This is a genomic window from Pandoraea capi, from assembly GCF_902459735.1.
Taxonomy (GTDB): Bacteria; Pseudomonadota; Gammaproteobacteria; order Burkholderiales; family Burkholderiaceae; genus Pandoraea; species Pandoraea capi.
Map to the genome: position 1 here is coordinate 215241 of NZ_CABPRV010000004.1, position 19647 is coordinate 234887.

General features: G+C 61.2%; 13 protein-coding genes. 11 read left to right on the forward strand and 2 right to left on the reverse strand.

All coding sequences use genetic code 11. The annotated features are described in order from the left end of the window. Nucleotides 1-210: 210 nt before the first annotated feature. From PCA20602_RS11050 to PCA20602_RS11085, 8 genes are all read left to right on the forward strand, one after another. Nucleotides 211-1659, forward strand: coding sequence for an NAD-dependent succinate-semialdehyde dehydrogenase (locus tag PCA20602_RS11050; RefSeq protein WP_150721269.1), 1449 nt, complete (start codon nt 211-213; stop codon nt 1657-1659). A gap of 122 nt (nt 1660-1781) precedes the next feature. Continuing rightward, entirely contained in the window at nt 1782-3074 is a 1293-nt protein-coding gene (locus PCA20602_RS11055; RefSeq protein WP_240493611.1) for an ABC transporter substrate-binding protein, read from the forward strand. Nucleotides 3075-3261: 187 nt separating this feature from the next. Next, nucleotides 3262-4158 (forward strand): branched-chain amino acid ABC transporter permease, encoded by an 897-nt coding sequence (locus tag PCA20602_RS11060; protein ID WP_069343349.1) that lies wholly within the window; start codon nt 3262-3264, stop codon nt 4156-4158. After that, nucleotides 4155-5162, forward strand: coding sequence for a branched-chain amino acid ABC transporter permease (locus PCA20602_RS11065; RefSeq protein ID WP_150721270.1), 1008 nt, complete (start codon nt 4155-4157; stop codon nt 5160-5162). The genes PCA20602_RS11060 and PCA20602_RS11065 overlap by 4 nt, the downstream gene beginning before the upstream one ends. A gap of 16 nt (nt 5163-5178) precedes the next feature. Continuing rightward, the gene (locus PCA20602_RS11070; RefSeq protein ID WP_150721271.1) at nt 5179-5961 is read left to right on the forward strand and encodes an ABC transporter ATP-binding protein; all 783 of its coding nucleotides are present in this window, start codon (nt 5179-5181) and stop codon (nt 5959-5961) included. After that, nucleotides 5954-6595 (forward strand): branched-chain amino acid ABC transporter ATP-binding protein, encoded by a 642-nt coding sequence (locus PCA20602_RS11075; RefSeq protein ID WP_150721272.1) that lies wholly within the window; start codon nt 5954-5956, stop codon nt 6593-6595. The genes PCA20602_RS11070 and PCA20602_RS11075 overlap by 8 nt, the downstream gene beginning before the upstream one ends. A 70-nt stretch (nt 6596-6665) precedes the next feature. Next, nucleotides 6666-7826, forward strand: a complete 1161-nt coding sequence (locus PCA20602_RS11080) for an iron-containing alcohol dehydrogenase (RefSeq protein ID WP_150721273.1) — start codon at nt 6666-6668, stop codon at nt 7824-7826. A gap of 693 nt (nt 7827-8519) precedes the next feature. Beyond that, nucleotides 8520-9233, forward strand: a complete 714-nt coding sequence (locus tag PCA20602_RS11085; RefSeq protein ID WP_425495663.1) for an autoinducer binding domain-containing protein — start codon at nt 8520-8522, stop codon at nt 9231-9233. An 80-nt stretch (nt 9234-9313) separates the two neighbouring features. Here the strand turns inward: PCA20602_RS11085 and PCA20602_RS11090 are convergent, their stop codons facing one another. Beyond that, nucleotides 9314-9982 carry an acyl-homoserine-lactone synthase gene (locus tag PCA20602_RS11090; protein WP_246182123.1) on the reverse strand — a complete coding sequence of 223 codons (669 nt, stop codon included), beginning with the start codon at nt 9980-9982 and terminating at the stop codon, nt 9314-9316. A gap of 985 nt (nt 9983-10967) precedes the next feature. Next, nucleotides 10968-15359, reverse strand: a complete 4392-nt coding sequence (locus tag PCA20602_RS11095) for a hypothetical protein (protein WP_150721275.1) — start codon at nt 15357-15359, stop codon at nt 10968-10970. A gap of 211 nt (nt 15360-15570) precedes the next feature. Here PCA20602_RS11095 and PCA20602_RS11100 point away from each other — a divergent pair, with 211 nt between their 5' ends. The 3 genes from PCA20602_RS11100 to PCA20602_RS11110 all read left to right on the forward strand — a co-directional run bounded on the left by PCA20602_RS11100 (nt 15571) and on the right by PCA20602_RS11110 (nt 19614). Next, nucleotides 15571-17940, forward strand: coding sequence for a hypothetical protein (locus PCA20602_RS11100; protein ID WP_150721276.1), 2370 nt, complete (start codon nt 15571-15573; stop codon nt 17938-17940). A gap of 106 nt (nt 17941-18046) precedes the next feature. Further along, nucleotides 18047-19075 (forward strand): transcriptional regulator, encoded by a 1029-nt coding sequence (locus PCA20602_RS11105; RefSeq protein WP_150721277.1) that lies wholly within the window; start codon nt 18047-18049, stop codon nt 19073-19075. Then, nucleotides 19072-19614, forward strand: coding sequence for a hypothetical protein (locus PCA20602_RS11110; RefSeq protein ID WP_150721278.1), 543 nt, complete (start codon nt 19072-19074; stop codon nt 19612-19614). The genes PCA20602_RS11105 and PCA20602_RS11110 overlap by 4 nt, the downstream gene beginning before the upstream one ends. Nucleotides 19615-19647 lie beyond the last annotated feature (33 nt).

Below are 19647 nucleotides of genomic sequence, written 5' to 3' on the forward strand. Positions count from 1 at the left end.
GCACGCCGCCAGCATGGTACGGGCAAGTCATTCTCATTGACGCCCTAGGAAAACCCCTTAGTTGCACCCGAAACGTTCAATACGTAGAATCACATTCAATACATAGAATACTGTTCAATAGATCGAACGGCAAGCGACAAACTGAGACACTGCCGCGGGCCGCTCCTCGTTCCTTCCAGAAGGAAACGCCGGCATCGCCGGCCAACTGCCATGCAACTCAAAGACACCCAACTCTTCAAGACGCTCGCCTGGGTCGACGGTCAATGGATCGCGGCTGACAGCGGCAAGACTTTCGACGTGCTCGACCCCGCCACCGGCGAAGTGCTGGCGAAGGTGCCGGAACTCGGCGCGGAAGAAACCACGCGTGCCGTGGCCGCAGCGGAAGCAGCACAAAAGCCGTGGGCCGCACGCACCGGCAAGGAGCGCGCCAATGTGCTGCGCCGCTGGTTCGACCTGATGATCGCGAACACGGAAGATCTCGCGTACCTCATGACCCGCGAGCAGGGTAAGCCGCTGTCCGAGGCACGCGGCGAAATCGCTTACGCCGCCAGCTTCATCGAGTGGTTCGCCGAAGAAGCCAAGCGGGTCGATGGCGACGTGCTCGCCACGCCCGCTGCCGACAAGCGCATCGTCACGCTCAAGCAGCCGGTCGGCGTGTGCGCGGCCATCACGCCGTGGAACTTCCCCGCAGCGATGATTACGCGCAAGGTCGCGCCGGCCCTGGCCGCCGGTTGCGCCATCGTCGTCAAGCCGTCGGAACTCACGCCGCTGTCCGCCTTCGCGCTGGCCGAACTCGCGCACCGCGCCGGTATTCCGGCCGGGGTGTTCCAGGTCGTCACCGGTGACGCCCGCGCCGTGGGTGGCGTGCTGACGTCTCACCCGAGCGTGCGCAAGCTGTCGTTCACCGGGTCGACCGGCGTGGGCCGCCTGCTCATGGCGCAGTGCGCCCCCACGATCAAGCGCCTGTCGCTGGAACTCGGCGGCAACGCACCGTTCATCGTGTTCGACGATGCCGACATCGATGCCGCCGTCGAGGGCGCGCTCGCGGCGAAATACCGCAATGGCGGTCAGACGTGCGTCTGCGCGAACCGCTTCTATATTCAGGACGGCATCTACGACGCCTTCGCCGAGAAGTTCGCCGCACGTGTGGCCGAGATGAAGGTCGGCAACGGGCTGGAAGACGGCGTGGTGATCGGCCCGCTGATCGAAGGCAAGGCCGTGGACAAGGTCGTAACGCTCGTGGAAGACGCCAAGTCGCGCGGCGCACGCGTGCTCGTGGGCGGCGCCGCGCATGCGCTGGGCGGCACTTATTACGCCCCGACCGTGCTCGCCGACGCCACCGCGCAAATGCGCATGGCCCGCGAAGAAATCTTCGGCCCCGTCGCCCCGCTCTTCCGCTTCACCCGCGACGAAGACGCCATCGCGCTGGCGAACGACACCGAATTCGGCCTCGCCGCCTATCTGTATACGCGCGACATCGCACGCGCGTGGCGCACGTCCGAAGCACTCGAGTACGGCATGGTCGGCCTGAACACCGGCCTCATCTCCAATGAAGTCGCTCCGTTCGGCGGCATCAAGCAATCCGGGGTGGGCCGCGAAGGCTCACGCTACGGCATCGAGGAATACCTCGAAATGAAGTACCTGTGCCTGCAAGTGTGAGGTAAGGGGCCGGCCGGATGACGTCAAGACATCCGGCCGACCCGGGCACCGCACCGGGGCATCAGACTCCGCACGTCCCAAAGTCGACCGGCAAGGTCGCAACACCACCAAAGGAAACCAGTATGAAGCGCGTCATTCAGCGCGGCATGAAGCCGCTCGCTCTCGCACTTGCGGCCGGCGCCGCCATCGCCTCGGTTGCCACCACGGCACACGCCGATGCGAAGCCGATCAAGATCGGCATCGTCACCTTCATGTCGGGCGCTGCGGCCGGCCCGTTCGGTGTGCCGGCGAAGAACGCCGCCGAAGTCACTGCCGCCGAACTCAACGCCGGCAAGGTGCCTGCGCCGTATGCCACGAAGGGCTTCGGTGGCGCGCCGATCGAACTCGTCTACATCGACGAAGCGGGCAGCACGAGCAAGCAGGTCAGCGAGTACCGCAACCTGCTCAATCAGGGCGTGGACTATGTGGTCGGCTACACGTCGTCGGGCAACTGCCTGGCCATCGCCCCGGTCGCCGAAGAAATGAAGAAGGTCACGCTGTTCTTCGATTGCGGCACGCCGCGCGTGTTCGAAGACGCCAGCTTCAAGTACGTGTTCCGTCCGGTCGCCACGGCCACGATGGACAACGTCGGCGCCGCGCGTTACGTCGCCGAGCGCAAGCCCGATCTGCAAACGTACGCCGGTATCAACCAGAACTACGCCTGGGGTCAGGACGCCTGGGCCGACTTCGAAGGCACGCTCAAGGTCCTCAAGCCGAACGCGAAATCCGTGAGCTCGCAAATGCCGCAACTGGGCGCGGGTCAGTACAACGCCGGTATTTCGAGCCTGCTCGCCGCACACCCGGACGTGCTGCATTCGAGCTTCTGGGGCGGCGATCTGGAAGGTCTCGTGGTGCAGGCCGGACCGCGCGATCTGTTCAAGAAGTCGCTGACGGTGCTGACCGCCGGCGAGACCGCCACGCACGGCAAGACCCGTCTGCCGGACGGCGTGATCATCGGCGCGCGCGGCATGTACGGCATGTTTGCGCCGGACAACGCGCTGAACCGCTGGCTGCGCACGGCCTACAGCGCCAAGTTCAACGACACCCCGAGCTACCCGTCGTACAAGATGAACCAGAGCATTCTGGCGCTCAAGGCCGCCTATGAGAAGGCGCAGGCCGCCAACGGCGGCAAGCAGCCGACGCCCGAGCAGGTCATCGCGTCGTTCGAACATCTCGCCTTCGACGCACCGGCCGGCAAGATCGGTCTGACGCTGGGCAAGGGCCATCAGGCCGCACAAGGCACGGCGTTCGGCATCGTGAAGAACGTGAACGGCAAGGTCACCGTGACCGACGTGAAGCAGTACTCGATCGCGGAAGTCACGCCGCCCGAAGGCGTGAAGTCGGCCGATTGGATCAAGGGCGGCCTGAAGCACTAAGCCCAAGCCCTACGCCCGCATCACCGGGGCATCAAGACGTAATTGAGGACGTCCTTCAGGACGTTTTACAAGGCACCAAACCGGGACGGGCGAGTCCGCTCGCCCTCCCGGAAATGAAGCAGTACCCGCAAAGCCGGACCGACGCGCCTAAGTCGTTCCCCGCTTTGCGTTCCAAGGAGAATGCGAGATGTCGCAGATCTACGCCGTCCTGGTGGACGGGGTGATGTACGCCGCGTGGCTGTTCCTGGTTGCTCTGGGACTGACCCTCGTCTACGGCGTGCTCAAAATCTTGAACATGGCACACGGCAGCCTCTACGCGTTGGGCGCGTACGCCGGCGTGACGCTGATCGGCCCGTGGGTCGCCCAGGGCGGCAACCTCTACGTGAGCTATCTGTTGCTCGTGCTGGCGGCCATCGTCGCCGGCGGCGCGATCGGCTTCATCATGGAGCGCGGCATTCTGAAGCGCTTCTACGGGCAGGATCCGGTCGTGCTGCTGCTCGTGACATACGCGCTCTTCCTGATCATGGAAGACGCGATCAAGCTCGTCTGGGGTGTCGACCCGTACTCGGTGTCCGAGCCGTACAGCTTCCTCGGCAACTTCGATCTCGGCGACCTTTCCTATCCGAACTACAACTTCCTGATCGTGGGCGTGGCGCTCGTCGCCGGCATCGGCCTCACGGCGTTCCTGAAGTACACCCGTAGCGGCCGTTTGCTGCGCGCGGTGATTCACGACCGCGAAGTCAGTCAGGCGATGGGCATTCGCGTGAGCCGCTATTTCGTGGTGACGTTCATGGCAGGCGCCGTGCTCGCGGCCATCGGCGGTGCGCTTACCGCCCCCACGGTGTCGGTCGCGCCCGGCATGGGCGTCGAAATCGTGGTGCTCACGTTCGCGGTGGTCGTCATCGGCGGGCTGGGCTCGCTGCCCGGTGCGGCGTTCGGTGCGTTGCTCGTGGGTCTGGTGCGCGCCAGCGCCGTGCACTACTGGCCGCAAGGCGAGCTGTTCTCCATCTATATCGTCATGGCGCTGGTGCTGGCTGTGCGTCCGAAAGGCATCTTCGCTCCGCTGGAGGCTCGCAAGATATGAGTTCCGCAATCTGTTCCCAACTGCGCGCGCCCGGCACGTGGCTCGCCGTGGCCGGCTTCGTGGCGATCGGCGCCGCGGGCCTCGCACTGCCGCAGTGGCAATTTCTGGTGTCGGTGGCGTTGTCCAAGGGCATCGTCGCATTGGGTCTCGCGCTGCTGTTGCGCACAGGACTCGCGTCGTTCGGTCAGGCGTTGTTCTTCGCAGTCGGCGCGTATTGCGTCGGCCTTGGTATGAACTATTACGGCCTGACGGAGCTGTTCGCGCTGCTTGCCCTCTCGATGGTCGTCTCGGCAGTGCTCGCGTTCGTGCTCGGCTTCCTGCTCGCGCGCTATCGCGACATCTTCTTCGCGATGCTCACGCTCGCGTTGTCGATGATCTGCTATGGCCTGCTGCTCAATAACGTCGAACTCGGCGGCAGCGATGGCTTTAACGTGAACGCGCCGACGCTCGGCAGCAGTGCCGAGCCGTGGCAACTCACGGGCACGAACCTGTTCGCCGTGGGCTTCATTGCGGCCATCGTGTGCGTGATGGTCGTGGCGCTGTACATGCGCTCCACGCCGGGACGTCTGGGCCCCGCCATCAAGGACAACGAGATCCGCGTGGAGTATCTGGGCACGTCGGCCCGCGCGAACATTCATCTGACGTACGTGATCGCCGGTGCGCTCGCCGGACTGGGCGGCGCGTTGCAGGCGTTCAACATCGGGCACATCGATCCGGACATGGCGTTCTGGACGACCTCGGGCGAATTCGTCTTCATCGCCGTGCTCTCGGGCACGCGCTTCGCCTTCTCACCGTTCATCGGCGCACTGCTGCTGGAAGTCGCACGCGCCATGGCCTATCGCTATGCCCCGAACACGTGGCAGATCGTGATGGGCGCGATCATGCTCGCCATCATCGCGTTCCTGCCGGGCGGGCTGACGAGTCTGGGCCTGGGCCGTCGCAAGTCCACGGCGGCGCATCCGGTCACGCAGACGTCGACCGCTACCGCCTCGGGCGATGCCTGATACGAAGGGGCCCCCTATGACATCGAAACACATCATTGAAGCCACGGGTCTGCACAAGACCTTCGGCAGCGTCACCCCCGCGAAGGACATCACCGTCAACATCGACGCGCAGAGCGTGGTCGGGCTGATCGGCACGAACGGCGCGGGCAAGACCACCTTCGTCAACATGCTCACCGGCTACATCAAGCCGGATCGTGGCGAAATCGTCTTCCGTGGCAAGCGCATTACGGGTCTTGCGCCGCGCAAGATTACGGGCCTCGGCATTGCCCGTTCGTTCCAGATTCCGCAGCTCTTCGGCTCGCAGACCGCACGCGAGAACATCGAGATCGCGCTGGCGATCTCCGGCCTGCCCGCCGAGCTGGCTGACGAGAGTCTGGCGCGTCTCGGCGTGCTGGAGTTTGCCGACATGATTTCGGGCACGCTGCCCGAAGGCGTTCGCAAGCTGCTGGACATCGCACTCGCCATGGTCTGCAAGCCGGAAGTCCTGTTGCTCGACGAGCCGACCTCGGGCGTGGCGGCCGAAGAGAAGTTCGACGTGATGAACCGCGTGCTCGACGCTGCGCGCGCGCTCGGCATCACGGTGCTCTTCGTCGAACACGATATGGAAATCGTGCGCCGTTACAGCCACCGCGTGCTGGCGTTCTGCGACGGCCGCATTCTGGCCGACGGCACCCCCGACGTGGTGCTGGCCGACGCACAGGTGCGCGAATTGATCATTGGCGAGACGGTGGCGGCGACGCCCGCTGCCGGCCATGCAGCCCATGCAGGGCATACGACAGCCGGAGTGCACCATGCTTGAAGTCGACAACCTGAACGTGCGCTTCGGCGCGACCGACATTCTTCGCGGGGTGCGCTTCTCAGTGCCGAAAGGCGCCATCGTCGGCCTCATCGGCCGTAACGGCGCGGGCAAGACCACCACGCTGCGCGCGATCATGGGACTCGTGAAGTCCAACGGCGGCTCGCTGTCGTTCGACGGTGTGGATCTGGTCAAGGCGCCCTCGCACGAACGCACGTCGCTGGGCATCGGCTACGCGCCGGAAGATCGCCGTCTGATTCCGGACATGACCGTCGAGGAGAACCTCTGCGTGCCCGCCTGGGCGTTGAAGGCGAAAGACGTGCAGGCGCGTCTGGACAAGGTGTATCGCATCATTCCGGAAGCCCGCGAATGGGCGCCGCGTCGCGCCTTGCAATTGTCGGGAGGTCAGCAGAAACTGGTGGCCGTCGGACGCGCCCTGATGACAAGTTCGCGCCTGCTGATGCTCGACGAACCGTTCGAAGGCGTGGCCCCTGCACTGTCCAAACGCATTGCCGAAGTGATCGGACAGATGCGTGGCGAAGGCCTTGCCGTGATTCTCTCCGGCGCCGACTTGCAGCACGCCGGCGCCGTGCTTGACGACGTCTACCGGATCGATCGCGGCCAGATGGTCGCATAGCGCTGCGCAACGTCGGTCGTCGCCCCGGCCGTATCGCTCATTACCCACAAGCTCCACAAGGAAAACGATCATGAATGCGTTTCGTTTCCAGACGGTCCCCACCGTCGTCGTCGAATTCGGCGCAGCGCGCCGTCTCGGCGCCCTGCTGCGCGAGCAGTTTCCCGCAGGCAAGCGTCTGTGTGTCGTCACCGACGGATTCCTGCACAAAAGCGGTTTGCTCGCCCCGGCGCTGGCGGATCTGGCCAAACACGACTGGCAGGTCGCGGTGATCGACGACGTGATCGCCGATCCGCCCGAGCACGTGGTGCTCGAAGCCGCCGAGCGCGCGCGTGCCGCCGATGCCGAGATCGTGCTGGGTCTGGGCGGCGGTTCGTCGATGGACGTTGCCAAGCTGCTCGCCGTGCTGCTGCCGGGCACGCAGTCGATCAAGGAGATGTACGGTGTCAAGAAGGTGACGGGTTCGCGCCTGCCGCTCGTCCAGATGCCGACGACAGCCGGCACCGGCTCTGAAGTCACCGCCGTTTCGATCGTCACGACCGGCGAGACGACGAAGATGGGCGTGGTCGCACCGCAACTCTTCGCGGATCTTGCGATTCTCGACGCCGAACTCACGCTCGGCCTGCCGCGCGCAGCCACCGCCGCCACGGGTATCGATGCGATGGTGCACGCCATCGAAGCCTATACGTCTGCGCATCTGAAGAATCCGATCTCGGACATGCTCGCCGTCAAGGCGCTGGAACTGCTCTCACGCAACCTGCTGCCTGCCTGCAACGACGGCAACGATCGCAAGGCACGGGAAGCCATGCTCGTGGGCGCCATGTTCGCCGGACAGTCGTTCGCGAACTCGCCGGTGGCCGCCGTTCATGCGCTGGCCTATCCGATCGGCGGCATCTTCCACGTCGCGCACGGCCTTTCGAACGCCCTGGTGCTTTCTCACGTCATGCGTTTCAACGCAAGCGCCGCGAGCCCGCTGTACGCCGAACTGGCCGACGTGATTCTGCCCGGCGGCGCCACGGGCAGCGATGAAGCGAAGACCGATGCGCTCATCCGGCACATCGAGTCGACGATCGTCGACACCGCCATTCCACGCACGCTGCGCGAAGTCGGCGTCAAGCAGGATGACATCGCGCGCATGGCCAGCGATGCCATGCTCCAGACCCGCCTGCTCGTGAACAACCCCCGCGAGGTAACGGAGGCCGACGCTTTCGCGATTTATAGCGCGGCGTTCTGAACGGCCTCACGGTGGCTCGGGCGGCGCTGCTGCCCAAGCCCCGTGAGTCCACATGCGTCATCGCATATGGCGTGCAAATCCCATCCAAAGATTCACAATCGACGAGCCGATTGCGCAACCGATCGCCCACCAACGAGAAACAAGACCAAATACAACGATCAAAATTAATTAAATAGACAATTAACTACATCTTGCCAATTCAAGAGAAAACCATTAACATTACCGAAAACCATTCTCACTAAAACATCGGGTCAAAAAATACAAGTAAAAAAACCCCATAACTGAGTGTGATTTCAGACAAATTTTTCGATTCTACGTCGAAAAAAACAACGAAATAATATCTTGAAATTCGAGAAGTCTCGTTTTTCGATATTTTCGATACATACATTGAAATCGTATAAACCGGTTGATATTCTTCAGCGCATCGGTGTACGGATTTCAGTCGATACATGCGGTCAGAGCCGCCCGGCACCGATACGTAGCTTTCGATTTATTGCATTGCCACGGCGTGCGAAACGATTGCGAACGTCAGCACACCATCGTTTTTGTATTCAATTTAAAACTCCGACGCTTCAAACGACTCAGGGGCCGACACGGCAAAACTCGCCGTGATGGCGTCGTGCGCGCGTAAGGAACCGGTGTCTCTGACTAACAATTGGACGCACAAGCATAGCTTTATCCCCTGGAGGCATCATGTCAGCCTTGATGCATTTGCTCGAAACGATTCACGACGATTGCAGCGGGATTACCGATTCACAAAATTTGTTTCAGCGGATAGATTCGTTTTCCAAACGCATTGGATTCGAATATTGCTGCTACGGCTTTCGTCATCACCGTAGCGCGACACAAACAGAAGTCCGAGTCTTCGACAGCTATCCGACCGGATGGATGGCGCACTATGGCGCGAGCGGATATCTGGACATTGATCCAACGGTCGCCGTTGGTGCGCATACGGATCAGCTTTTGTCCTGGCGCGATCCCGCCTTGCCTGCGGCGCCCGAGTTATGGCGCGACGCTAACGACTTCGGTCTCAACCACGGCGTTGCGCGATCGAGTTGGGGCCCTCACGGCGAGTTCGGGTTGCTGAGTTTCGGTCGTTCGACCGAAATCCTCACTTCCGTTGAGCTGAACTCATTGCAGATCGGCATGGGTGTCCTGGCAAACTACACACACGAGTCGATGAGCCGATTGCTGCGCCCGCAACGGCCGCCATTCGACATCATGTCGTTGTCGGCCCGGGAACGTGAGGTGCTGCTCTGGACCGCAGAAGGGAAAACCGCCGATGAAATCGGCGACATTCTGGGTATCTCGACACGCACGGTCAACTTTCATATTCGCAACTGCCTCGACAAGACAGGTTGCAGGAATAAGGTACAGAGCGCTATCCGGCTCGTGATGTGGCGTTAATACGGCGATAGCTTAGGGTTGCCGTCAAGACATCGAGGACACGGGGAGCGCCGACGCAGCGATGCGCCGGCTCTATTACGTCAGTTCGTCATGCTGCGGCAGGACAAGCCCAGGGCAGTGCATGTCGTCGCGTCGATGTCGATCCGGTACGCCGCCACCAGACGGCCATCGATGCGGTAAGCCGCACCGAGCTTGTGTGTCGGCACGCCAAGGCGCACGAACAAACGCGCCAGACTAACGAATGTGACACCGATCAGCCGTCGCGCACCCAACGAACTGGCGGTGAATACCGCAGCACGCAACAATTCCCGAGCCCCCTGCATGGACTGCTGCCCCGGGGCGCAGTCGGACTCAAAACCCTCGGCATGCGGCGGCTCCCAAGCGAAACGTGAAAGCTCCCATACGGGCGTATGCGATGCGCTATGCGCGTAAGCGCCTTCCCCCATGTCGAAACCGTCTCCCATGTGAATGGCCGCCGGAAGATCGTCTACGAGATGGGGGAAATGATCGCCGAGCAGATAGCGATGCGTGGCCGGCAACAGGCGGGCACATCCGACGATAGCGTCCTCATGCCGAAGCGTGACATAAATAGTGTCGTCCCGATCATATTCATCGGACTCCTCACCATCCTTCGACATTCCGAACTGAGATGAAGACTTCATCTCCCATCCAAGTTTCTGCACGAAGACCCGATGGCGAAAGCGCGCGAGTTCGCCTCTTGCAGATGGGATCAACTGAGCACCGCGCATGACATCGACTCGCATTCCAAACCTCCATCGTTAGTAGATGAAGGCAGATTAGCGAGGGCGAAATGCAGCGAAAACTGTCAACGTTGACAGGTATGAAAATCATCAAGCAGACCGCAGGAATTAACCTTCAAAGATCGCTCATTTTTTGAGATAGCCAAGTGAATTCCGGAGTGTTTCGGTTAAGCACTCCGGGATCCGAACGAATCTGCAAGGCAATGATGCCAACAGCCTTTGCAACCCACACGGCCCGCAGGGTCGATAAGTCCGGGGGGCGATCTCTCGAATAATGAGGAAGGATGAAAAGATGCAAGAGCGGGCATGGCGATAAAATCGCCATGCCCGCTTTGGTGAGAGAGAAGATTAGACGGCTATCGCGTCATTGCACGCACTGAACATCAATGCTGAACATCCGGCCGACAGTGAAAGTGAAATCGACTGGCCTGCTATCAGGGTCTAGGAACCAGGCACCATGCACTATACGCCGCGCCGTAGCCGTTATAGTTCGCGACACACGTCAGGCCAGCAGTCCCTCTGATATAGAGAAGACCAAATCCTTGCTCACATTGACCCTGCACATCACTCCAGAGATAGTCCTTGGAGCTGGCAGGAAATGGCGTCGTGTACACCTTTTTCATGATGTCCATTTCAGTAGTGCCAATTCTCCGCGCGGTCGATACGGAGTTGATCCAGTTCGCAGCGTACGCGCGTTCGTAAGCATGACGAGGCGGGAAAAAACGGCACACGTGGCGATCATCGGGCGCCGCGCGTGCCAATGTCCTCATCTCACTACTGAGATCGATGCCCGACAACTGTCAACGTTGACAGGCGACGTGGGAATTTCATGAGGTGATCAATGGCATAAAAAATGCCACGGCGTGAAATACCGTGGCATGAGGTGATGCTCCGTTTATCGGAGATTGAGGATTGATGAAAAGGCGGACTTAGAAAAATGATTGGTCTGCGCTATTCGCTTTTCCGATCGGTGTCATCCATTCCTTGGGACCAAGCAAGTGGCTTTCGCGTTCGTCGAACCACCGCTTCCCGGAGTCGAACAATATATCCGGAGATACCAGATGTCGATCATCATCGAGCTATTCGCTCCACAAGTGGAGTTAGTGCATGACCAGTAAAAGTAAGACGCCCCATCTGGGTAATATCCTTGTACATAGAGAGATTTGAGCAGCTCGATCTCGGTGTGCGCTATTCCTCGTCCGCCTAAGCTGTTCGCCCACGCGATCGCTTGAGAATACGACATGCCGTAGTTGTGATTGAAAGCAAAGCGATATACGTTGCTGACGACAACCGGATAGGAAACGGTCGCCCCCCCGCTGTCCCGGATGGTAATCGTGGCGCTGCCGTTCCCCATGCCCGACACCTTGCCCGCACCGTTGACTGTCGCCACCGATGGGCGGCTTGAACTGTACGTGTACGGCGGTACACCGCCGGTGCCGACACGCGTGCCCGTATTGCCCGGCGCATCCCGCCCTGTTGATGGCCACCCATCCTGCCTGACCGCAAGCCCGTTAAGCACCATCTGACTCGGCTCAACCCCCAGATCCGGCACTACCTCGATCTTCAACCGCAGTTCGGGGAACAGACTGGCTTGCGCTTCATCGCTGCCGCCATCGAACGTCACCTTCATTTCTACACGAAGGTCCGAGGCGTCCTTCAACGCCTCTAGACGCGCACGCGGAATCGCCTTCGACAGCCCGGCCGTGACCTCCCCTGCCGTCACCCCCGACGCCTGCCACAGCGCAATCGTGTCGCTCTGACCGTTCGCCAGCGTGCCATGCACCCGCAGCCACACTTTCTGTCCCACTGCGATGGCGTGCCACGGCTCAACCGTCACACGAGGATCGCCGTCGAAGTCCGCCAGACGCAGCACGCCCCCGTCTGCCTGCGGAATCTCCGGGGTCGGCAGATCGTCCGGCTCGAACTCATTGACGGTCAGATCCCGCACGCCGGAGGCGTAGTACCCCGACTCCCGAATCACCATGTAATGCACCGTCACCGTCTTGCCGATGTACGCCAGCACCTTGTCCGCATCCACTTCGATTTCCACGATGCCTGCCGCAGTCCCCGGCACCTGACCGAAGTCCGAACCGCCGTCCCACACCAGTTCGATGAGATCGGTCGGCTCCATGTCGTCGTACTGAACACGTACCGTTACGCCGTCGAGCGCGTCGATCGCATCCAGCTCGCCGTCGGGCGCGTCAACGACCAGCGGTTCCGGCAATGGCAGCGTGTGCGCAATGCGCAACGTGCGCACTCGGAACGGCACCGCGTCATCCTCGTTGTCACTACCGTCGAACGTCACTTTCACTTCGATACGAAGCTCGGATCCATCTTTCAGTTTCTCCAGATCGGCACGTTTGAGCACGCTATTGAAGGGTTTGCCGCCTTCCGCTTCGGTCACGACATGACCGTTCTCCAGCGTGATCGTTGTCGGCCGATCCGTATCCAACGTGCCAAGGACGCGCACCCAGATGCGCTGTCCCGCCGCCATCAACGGCCAATTCGGCTGCCGCACCGTCGCATCACCCGTGAAGCTCGGCAGCGACACCACGCCATCCTCCTGCTCAACCACATTGGCTAACGGCAAATTGGTCGGCACGAAATTGTTCACGGTCAGGTTCAACGTATCGGAGTCAATCTCCTTTTCCCCTCGCTTGAACGTGTACATCACCGGCACCGTGCGACCGAGGCTCATCGCCACCTTGCCCGGCGGCACCACGATCTCCAACGTGCCGCTCGGATCGCCTGAAGCTTCAGCGAAGCTTGTATCGCCATCCCAGCTCAGTTGGATCTTGTCGGTGACCTGCATATCTTCGTATGTGATGACCACCGTCGCCCCGTCGCGCGCATCGGTCGGCTTGAGTACGCCTTGCTCCGCTTCTGCAACGTCCGGTGCGCCCAACGTCGGCAGGAACAGGCCCACCCGCAGGTTCAGCACATCGGACTTCATCACCCGGTTACCGCGTGTGATGGTGTAGTACACCGGCACTTCCTGCATCAGGAATCGCTCCACCACGGCCTTGGGAACGGTAAATTCGTAATCCATAGGCCCGATGATGTCGACACCATCGCGATACTCGTCAGCGCCTTCTCCCCAATAGATGTCGAGCTTGTCACCGACTTTCATGCCATCGTGCCATGGCACGACAGTCGTCGCGCCCCGACCGAACGCCTCTTCCGGCAAGTAGTCGCCATCGGCTTCCCGTACGGAAGGCGCAGGCCACTGGATCGCCCGGCTGACCTCCAGCATCACGTCTTCGGACGGTGTCACAACGTCACCGACTTTCACGGTGTAATTCACGGTCACGATCAGGCCGTCGACAGCCGCCACCTTGTCGTGCGGCACATACATCACGAGGTCCTGTCCTACTGTGTTGTCGCTCACGATGAACGTCTGTGTGAACTCGCCGACCGTCCCCTGGCCGAACCATGCTGTCACCACGTCGTTACGCGCCATACCGGGATAGGCCTTGATCGTCACGGGGGCGTCGTCGGGCACGTCATCCGGGTCGAGCACACCGTCGATCGCATCGTCCACGACAGGGGCTGGCAGCCGCTCTGGCGGCAGCGGCAACACCTTGAACTGATACGACTCAGATTCCTGTTCCGCGCCGCTCGCGCGCTTGACCCGATAGAGCACTGTCACCGTGTCGCCGCCGTTGGCATTGGCTTCTACGACGCCACGGGAAACCTTCACCTCCATATGCCCCACGGAGGAGACCGGCACGGTCTTGCTCTCCTGCCCGCCCTCCGACGTCCCCAGCCAGTACCACGTCACCGAATCGCCTACCGCCATGCTGGGCCACTGAGGGATCACCATCAAGGCGTCGTTCGGACCCGGCCCCGGATCGTATTCCCCATCGGCTTCGGATACCACATAGGGCGGCACGAGTTTGACGGTCGAGAGCACCGATAACGTGATCGACTCGGACTGGCGCAAGCTCGTACCCGACAGCACCGTGTAATACACATCGACCGTGCCGCCCGCCAATGCGTCGACCTTGCTCTTGGGCACCACGAATGTCACCGTCTCGCCGATATGCGTGTCGTCAAGCGTTACCGACTCCTGATGGGTGACCGGCGTGCCGTCGACGGCGGTCCCGATCCAATGCACGGTGACGATGTTCTCTTCTGCCATGCCCTCCCACTCGGCAATGTCCACATGCGCACCGTCCGGCGCCAGCGTGGGATCGAGCTCGTCGCCCAACGCCTCGCGCACCACCGGGGCAGGCAAGGTTCGTTCACTGCCGATGATGTCGTAGTTGGAGCGCAGCGACACCCCTTTGCTTTGCCCCGCGCTATCGAATACGCGATATCTGATCGACCCTTCGCCCGGTACAACCGGTGCCAGCGAGGCATTCGGCAACATGAACTGAAGAATCGGCTCGCCCGTGATGTCCAGCGTCACATCGAAGGTCACCGGCATCCCATCGTAGGAACGCCCGGTAAACGTCAGCACCGCCTGATCGCCCGCGACCATATCGCCGTTGAGCATCGTGATGGCAGTGGCATCCGCGCCATTCAACGCGTCGAAGTCGAGCACACCGCCGGGGGCATTCATCAACGCCGGAGCGGTGTAAATCGCGTCGCCGACACTGACCTCGATGAATGCCGGGGGCGCGCGAAGCGAATAGTTCGTCACCACGTCGTAGACATCGTAAGTGACCGCCATGTCCTCGCCGTCGCCAGCCTCCCTGATAGTCTCCTCATCGACCATCACGACAATGTCCGTATCAACCTCATCGAGCGATATCGTTTTCACCGGGAGCGACTGCGATCCCCAATACACTGTCAACCGGTCGCCTTGCGCCATGTTCAGCCATCGCGGAATCGTGAGCGCGATCCCTTCCGAAGGAATCGGCGGCTCGATCGGGCCGGCGGGCAGCACCGCCAGCGCCAGCCGCTCGTTGATCGGCGGCGTCGATTGGTCCGGGTCAAGTCCGCCCGGAATCGTGCGCTTGACACGAATCAATGCCGGCGGCGACGGTTTCACTTCGCCGCTGATGTTCGACACCAACTCGAACCACACCTCCACTTCGCCGTCGTCCTGATTCAACACGTGCTGCACCGGAACTTCCATCTGATACGACGTGTCGTCTGCATTCGTGATGATGATCGCATCCGCAACGATGTCGTCTCGCCCCCAATACAGCCGCAGCGTATCGTTTCGCTCGAACTCGTTTGCCCACGGCACCAACACCGTGATCGGCTGTCCGATGTTGTGCAGACTCCGGTAGCCGATACCGCCCCACGTTTCCGCATCGAGCACGCGCGGCGCCTGAAGGACTCGGGTATCGGCCCGCTCTTCGTCGGCGCTCAGCCGCGATAGCTCGGGAAACAGGGATGCATCTCTGATATTCATGACGGACCTCCAGACGAGCATGGCCTTGGGGGCACATGCGTGACAGACGGGGAAAAACGGCACACGCCGCGCGCATTCGGCGCGGCGTGTGCCGTCCCCCTCATCTCACTGCCTCGGTCGATGCCCGACAACTGTCAACGTTGACAGTTACCCGGCGAAACTTGCAGGGCGACACTTGGCGAACCCTTCCCTCTCCGAATGGAGGTTTGTCATGACAGTCAAGCGCAAGGCCCTTTTACGCACGGACAACAAGGCGGCGAGCCTCAATGTGCCTGCGACCCAGCCATCTGGGGAGGAAGATCCATCCTTCCAGCCTACCCCCCCGATTATCGACCCGAACGCGCTGGCCGATCGGGAGAACATCCCCGACAACGTCTACCCGTTCAACATCGTGAAGGCGACATTTGAGGGACAGCCCATCAACTTCACTGCGCCCATCGAGGCTCACTACACGCTGGGCTATCGAACCCGGTATTACGTGGACGGTGTGTCTGATGGCGTGGAGGGCTCGATCGGGCAACCGGATTTGGACGCAGGCTTCTTCACCATCGGGGTCCAGCCGACGTTGCTGACGCACGGGATGCACACGCTTACATACGGCGTGAAACCGGAGTTCGACCCCGATTGGGGCGAGAACTCAGTGGAGACGTACTTCACACTGGACTTCGAGGAACCGGAGAATCTCGGCGAGGGCGAAGTGCCGGTAGAAGCAGAGAACGGACTGACCGACCAGATTCTCACGAATCTGGGTAACGTTTTGGAGGTCACCCTCCCCAGTTGGGGCAACCAGTTCTACCTGGATAAGATCGTCGGCATCATCCGGCAGGTCGGTGGCGCGGATCATACAATCCCGGAAGTCAAGATCCCCTACCCTTACGACTTTTCGGACCCCGTGGTACTGGAATTCCCCCGCGCGCTTCTCGAACAGGTCGGCGACGGGATTCTCGAAATCACCTACAAGATCACCGACCTCGCTGGCAACGAGTCGGACGAAGCGTTCGTCAAACTCATCGACGTGTTCATTCAGGGCGGGATCGACGATCTGGAACCGCCCGAGGTTCCGCTGCACGAAGACGATGATCTCATTGTGGAAGAGGATGCCCGCACGCCAGTGGTCGTACGGATCCCTGGGCATGCGAGCGTCGAACCCGGCTTTACCATCGTGGTGCTATGGGGCAGTCGCGCGCTGGACGGCGTCGTTTTCAATGGTGATAACACGCAACCGTTCATGCTCGATGTCGAAGTGCCCTATGGCGTGGTCGCCGCCGAATGGAATGAGAACAAGGACGCCGAGGAGTACGCCGATATCGACGTGAACTATGTCGTCTATGGCGCCGGTGGCCGGGAAGTCGGGCGCCCCGACACCGCGACCCCGGTTCGCGTGAATCTGAGTCAGGCGGGCGGCGAAGATCCCGATGAGGAAACCCCGGAAAACGAAGCACTCGGCGCACCCATCGTGCGGCATTCGGCATGGCAGGCCGGGGAGCGCGAGAACTATATTCCCGATGCCTCTGTCCAGGTCGACCATACGATCGTCATTCCCTGGTTCGTTAGAGCAGCAGATGGCACGATCACGGATCAGCATGCCTTCTTGCCCGGCGACAAGATCATCTTCATGTATGACGGCGTTGCCGCAGGTGAATACACGATAGCCAATCAGGACGTGGTGAACGAGATCGATCTCGAGCGTGCGCTGCTGTGGCAGACGGTGGAAGCTGCGGGCAGCGGCGAAAAAGATGTCCAGTACATCGTGGAACGCACGCTGATTCCCGACGGACAAGTCAACACCAGTCTCTCTCCCCCCACTGCCGTGGAAGTCGAAGACACCGGCGATCTGCCCGGCGGGGGCGAGCCCCTCGATGACGCATATTTCAACGACGCCGTCATTACCTGGCGAATCGTCGTCGAACATGGCGGTTTCGCGCCGATGACGGTGCCCCTCTATGCAAATCAGGAGATCGGCGATCGCGTTCGGGTACACGTGCTGTGTAACGCATGGGCCAGCGGTCAACCCGACGGCGCGCCTCTGCCCGATGCGGAGTGGGGAGGTCCCGACGAAGTGAACGAGGTCCCCGGGTTCGATTTCGAAACCATCATCACCGACAGGAATGCCGGCGCGGATCTGACATTTGCGTGGCCGCAGGCAGTGCTGGTCAATGCCTATCCCCTGGCCCGGGCACGTATCCAATACTCAGTGTCGCGAAATGACGGTTCCGGCACCGTGACTTCGAACGAGGGCGGCAGACACATCGTCGAGCTCGGCAACATGCCGAACCCACCACAACCGGCGGGTACGCAATCGGTCGGTAGCCGAACGGTACGCCGTCACCGTCCGACACTCGCAGAAGCCCTTGCCGGCGTGGGCAGATCGCCGGAGGCACGGCAGGCCGCACTCAATGCCTACGTGCGCGCCTGGCGAACCACTTCGTCGCAGCGACGTGCCTTCCGGGAATACAAGCAGGAGCGCGAGGCACAACTGCTGAAGCTCAGCAAAACCGAGCACCGGATCGACGATCCGCTGCAACGAAAGCTCGCCGAGATCGCGGCTCGCCCAACGCCAGATCCATTTAAGAAGGAGTAACATTTGGCGACGACGGCGTGACGCTGTCTCAAAACGAAAGCGTCACGACCTCGTCGCACTTCCAAACTCTCTACCGCCAGGGTGTTCCACACCTTGGCGATTTGCTATGGTCAAGTTCCTCATCGGCGACATTGCAGGCTTCGATACGGACACCTTCACGCTAGTCTCGCAGCATGACGCGAGTCTAAGCGTACCGCTCGGCGCCGCCGCCGGGCGTTGCCTTCAGGTGCTGCTAGAGGCCGAGGGCGAGATCGTGACCAAGCGTAATTTGCTCACGCAAGGCTGGGAACAGTACGGCGCAGTCGTCTCCGACAACAATCTAAGTCAGTCCATCGTACGCATCAGACGCGGCTTGCAGCAACTCGGTGTCGATCCCACCGTGCTGGCGACGTTGCCACGAATCGGATACCGCCTGACTAACGCGAAACGAATCAGTCCGTTCGTCGATGCGCTCACGAGCGCTCCGCTCAGCCCTGAAAATGGACCGGCCATTGCCGCCTCACCTTGGGATAACGCTCAAATTGTCGGCATTTCTAAAGCAACGTCCAATGACGGAAGCAACTCCGCTCAAACACCGGTTTCCCCGAACGCATCCAGCTTGACAACGCGCCCGGCCTCGGCGCCCTCCGTGGCCATATCACTTCGCAACGTCGAGCCCCACGATGCTTCGCCGAACGCCGATCGAAAGCCGGTCGGCGAAACCGCGCCGGCATCGCCCAACGCCGTTGCGACACCCGCCGCGCATCCCCAATGGCGGCCCGGATGGTCCACCGCGAGCGTCTGGTCAGGGGTGGCTATCGTAAGTGCCATATTGGCCGGCTGGGGCCTTCCCTCGTTACGCGGCGACCTGCGAACCAATGCGAGCATCGCTCAATGGACGCCACTCGAAGACGCCCCCGACAATCGCGTCTTCATCGCTCCCGATTTCAAACAGGATACGGACTTCGTCAAACAACGTCTCGCGCGGCTCGCAAGTACTCCACCGCTGAGCATCGACGACGCGCACGAACGATACGTCTACATCAACGGTTCGGGCGGTCTCGACGTCTTCAGTTACTTCCTGTGTCGCGAACCGATCGGACGCGCCAATTCCGATTGCCTGTCTTACTTGCTGATCGACCACACAAACTCATGACGTCCCCTGCCCCCAGCACTTCGCACGAATCCACCCGACTTCGTCGTCGCACCGTTTGGCTGGGCGTGATCGTAGCTGCCATCGTGCCCTGGGGCGCAGCATGGTGGCTGATACCGGATGACCGTGCCGATTGGCGATGTCTGGCAAATATCGAATTCGACACTCATATTTCCGATGGCACCCGCGTTCAGGTTTTCGGCACGATGGAGTCGAACTATCACCGGGATGGCACAGGCACAGCCCGTTTCACGGGGCGCGTGCGGCAAGGCAAAACGTCGAGCGTCGTCCATCGGGCAAGCGAGTTCGAGTACGTTGCGCTACGAAGCTGGCTGCGTGTGCATACCGTACGTACGAGCCGCCTGAATAACGACGATACGCCGGACGATCTGGTCTACCGTTTCGTGTATCGCGGCTTTCAGGCGGACTACACCGATTATTTCCAGGCGATGCGCGTGGGCGATGGCGCCAGCGTCGGCTATAACGATCAGCCTCGCGTGTATTGCGCGCCTGAAGCGCCAAAATCGCGCCCGCCTGCCTGAAACACCGTCCGACTTCAAGGCCACGCCAAGAAA

Excerpts from the sequence above, each read along its gene's own strand:
- PCA20602_RS11050 (WP_150721269.1), top strand. The coding sequence starts at position 211 with ATGCAACTCAAAGACACCCAACTCTTCAAGACGCTCGCCTGGGTCGAC.
- PCA20602_RS11055 (WP_240493611.1), top strand. The coding sequence starts at position 1,782 with ATGAAGCGCGTCATTCAGCGCGGCATGAAGCCGCTCGCTCTCGCACTT.
- PCA20602_RS11060 (WP_069343349.1), top strand. The coding sequence starts at position 3,262 with ATGTCGCAGATCTACGCCGTCCTGGTGGACGGGGTGATGTACGCCGCG.
- PCA20602_RS11065 (WP_150721270.1), top strand. The coding sequence starts at position 4,155 with ATGAGTTCCGCAATCTGTTCCCAACTGCGCGCGCCCGGCACGTGGCTC.
- PCA20602_RS11070 (WP_150721271.1), top strand. The coding sequence starts at position 5,179 with ATGACATCGAAACACATCATTGAAGCCACGGGTCTGCACAAGACCTTC.
- PCA20602_RS11075 (WP_150721272.1), top strand. The coding sequence starts at position 5,954 with ATGCTTGAAGTCGACAACCTGAACGTGCGCTTCGGCGCGACCGACATT.
- PCA20602_RS11080 (WP_150721273.1), top strand. The coding sequence starts at position 6,666 with ATGAATGCGTTTCGTTTCCAGACGGTCCCCACCGTCGTCGTCGAATTC.
- PCA20602_RS11085 (WP_425495663.1), top strand. The coding sequence starts at position 8,520 with ATGTCAGCCTTGATGCATTTGCTCGAAACGATTCACGACGATTGCAGC.
- PCA20602_RS11090 (WP_246182123.1), bottom strand. The coding sequence starts at position 9,982 with ATGCGCGGTGCTCAGTTGATCCCATCTGCAAGAGGCGAACTCGCGCGC.
- PCA20602_RS11095 (WP_150721275.1), bottom strand. The coding sequence starts at position 15,359 with ATGAATATCAGAGATGCATCCCTGTTTCCCGAGCTATCGCGGCTGAGC.
- PCA20602_RS11100 (WP_150721276.1), top strand. The coding sequence starts at position 15,571 with ATGACAGTCAAGCGCAAGGCCCTTTTACGCACGGACAACAAGGCGGCG.
- PCA20602_RS11105 (WP_150721277.1), top strand. The coding sequence starts at position 18,047 with ATGGTCAAGTTCCTCATCGGCGACATTGCAGGCTTCGATACGGACACC.
- PCA20602_RS11110 (WP_150721278.1), top strand. The coding sequence starts at position 19,072 with ATGACGTCCCCTGCCCCCAGCACTTCGCACGAATCCACCCGACTTCGT.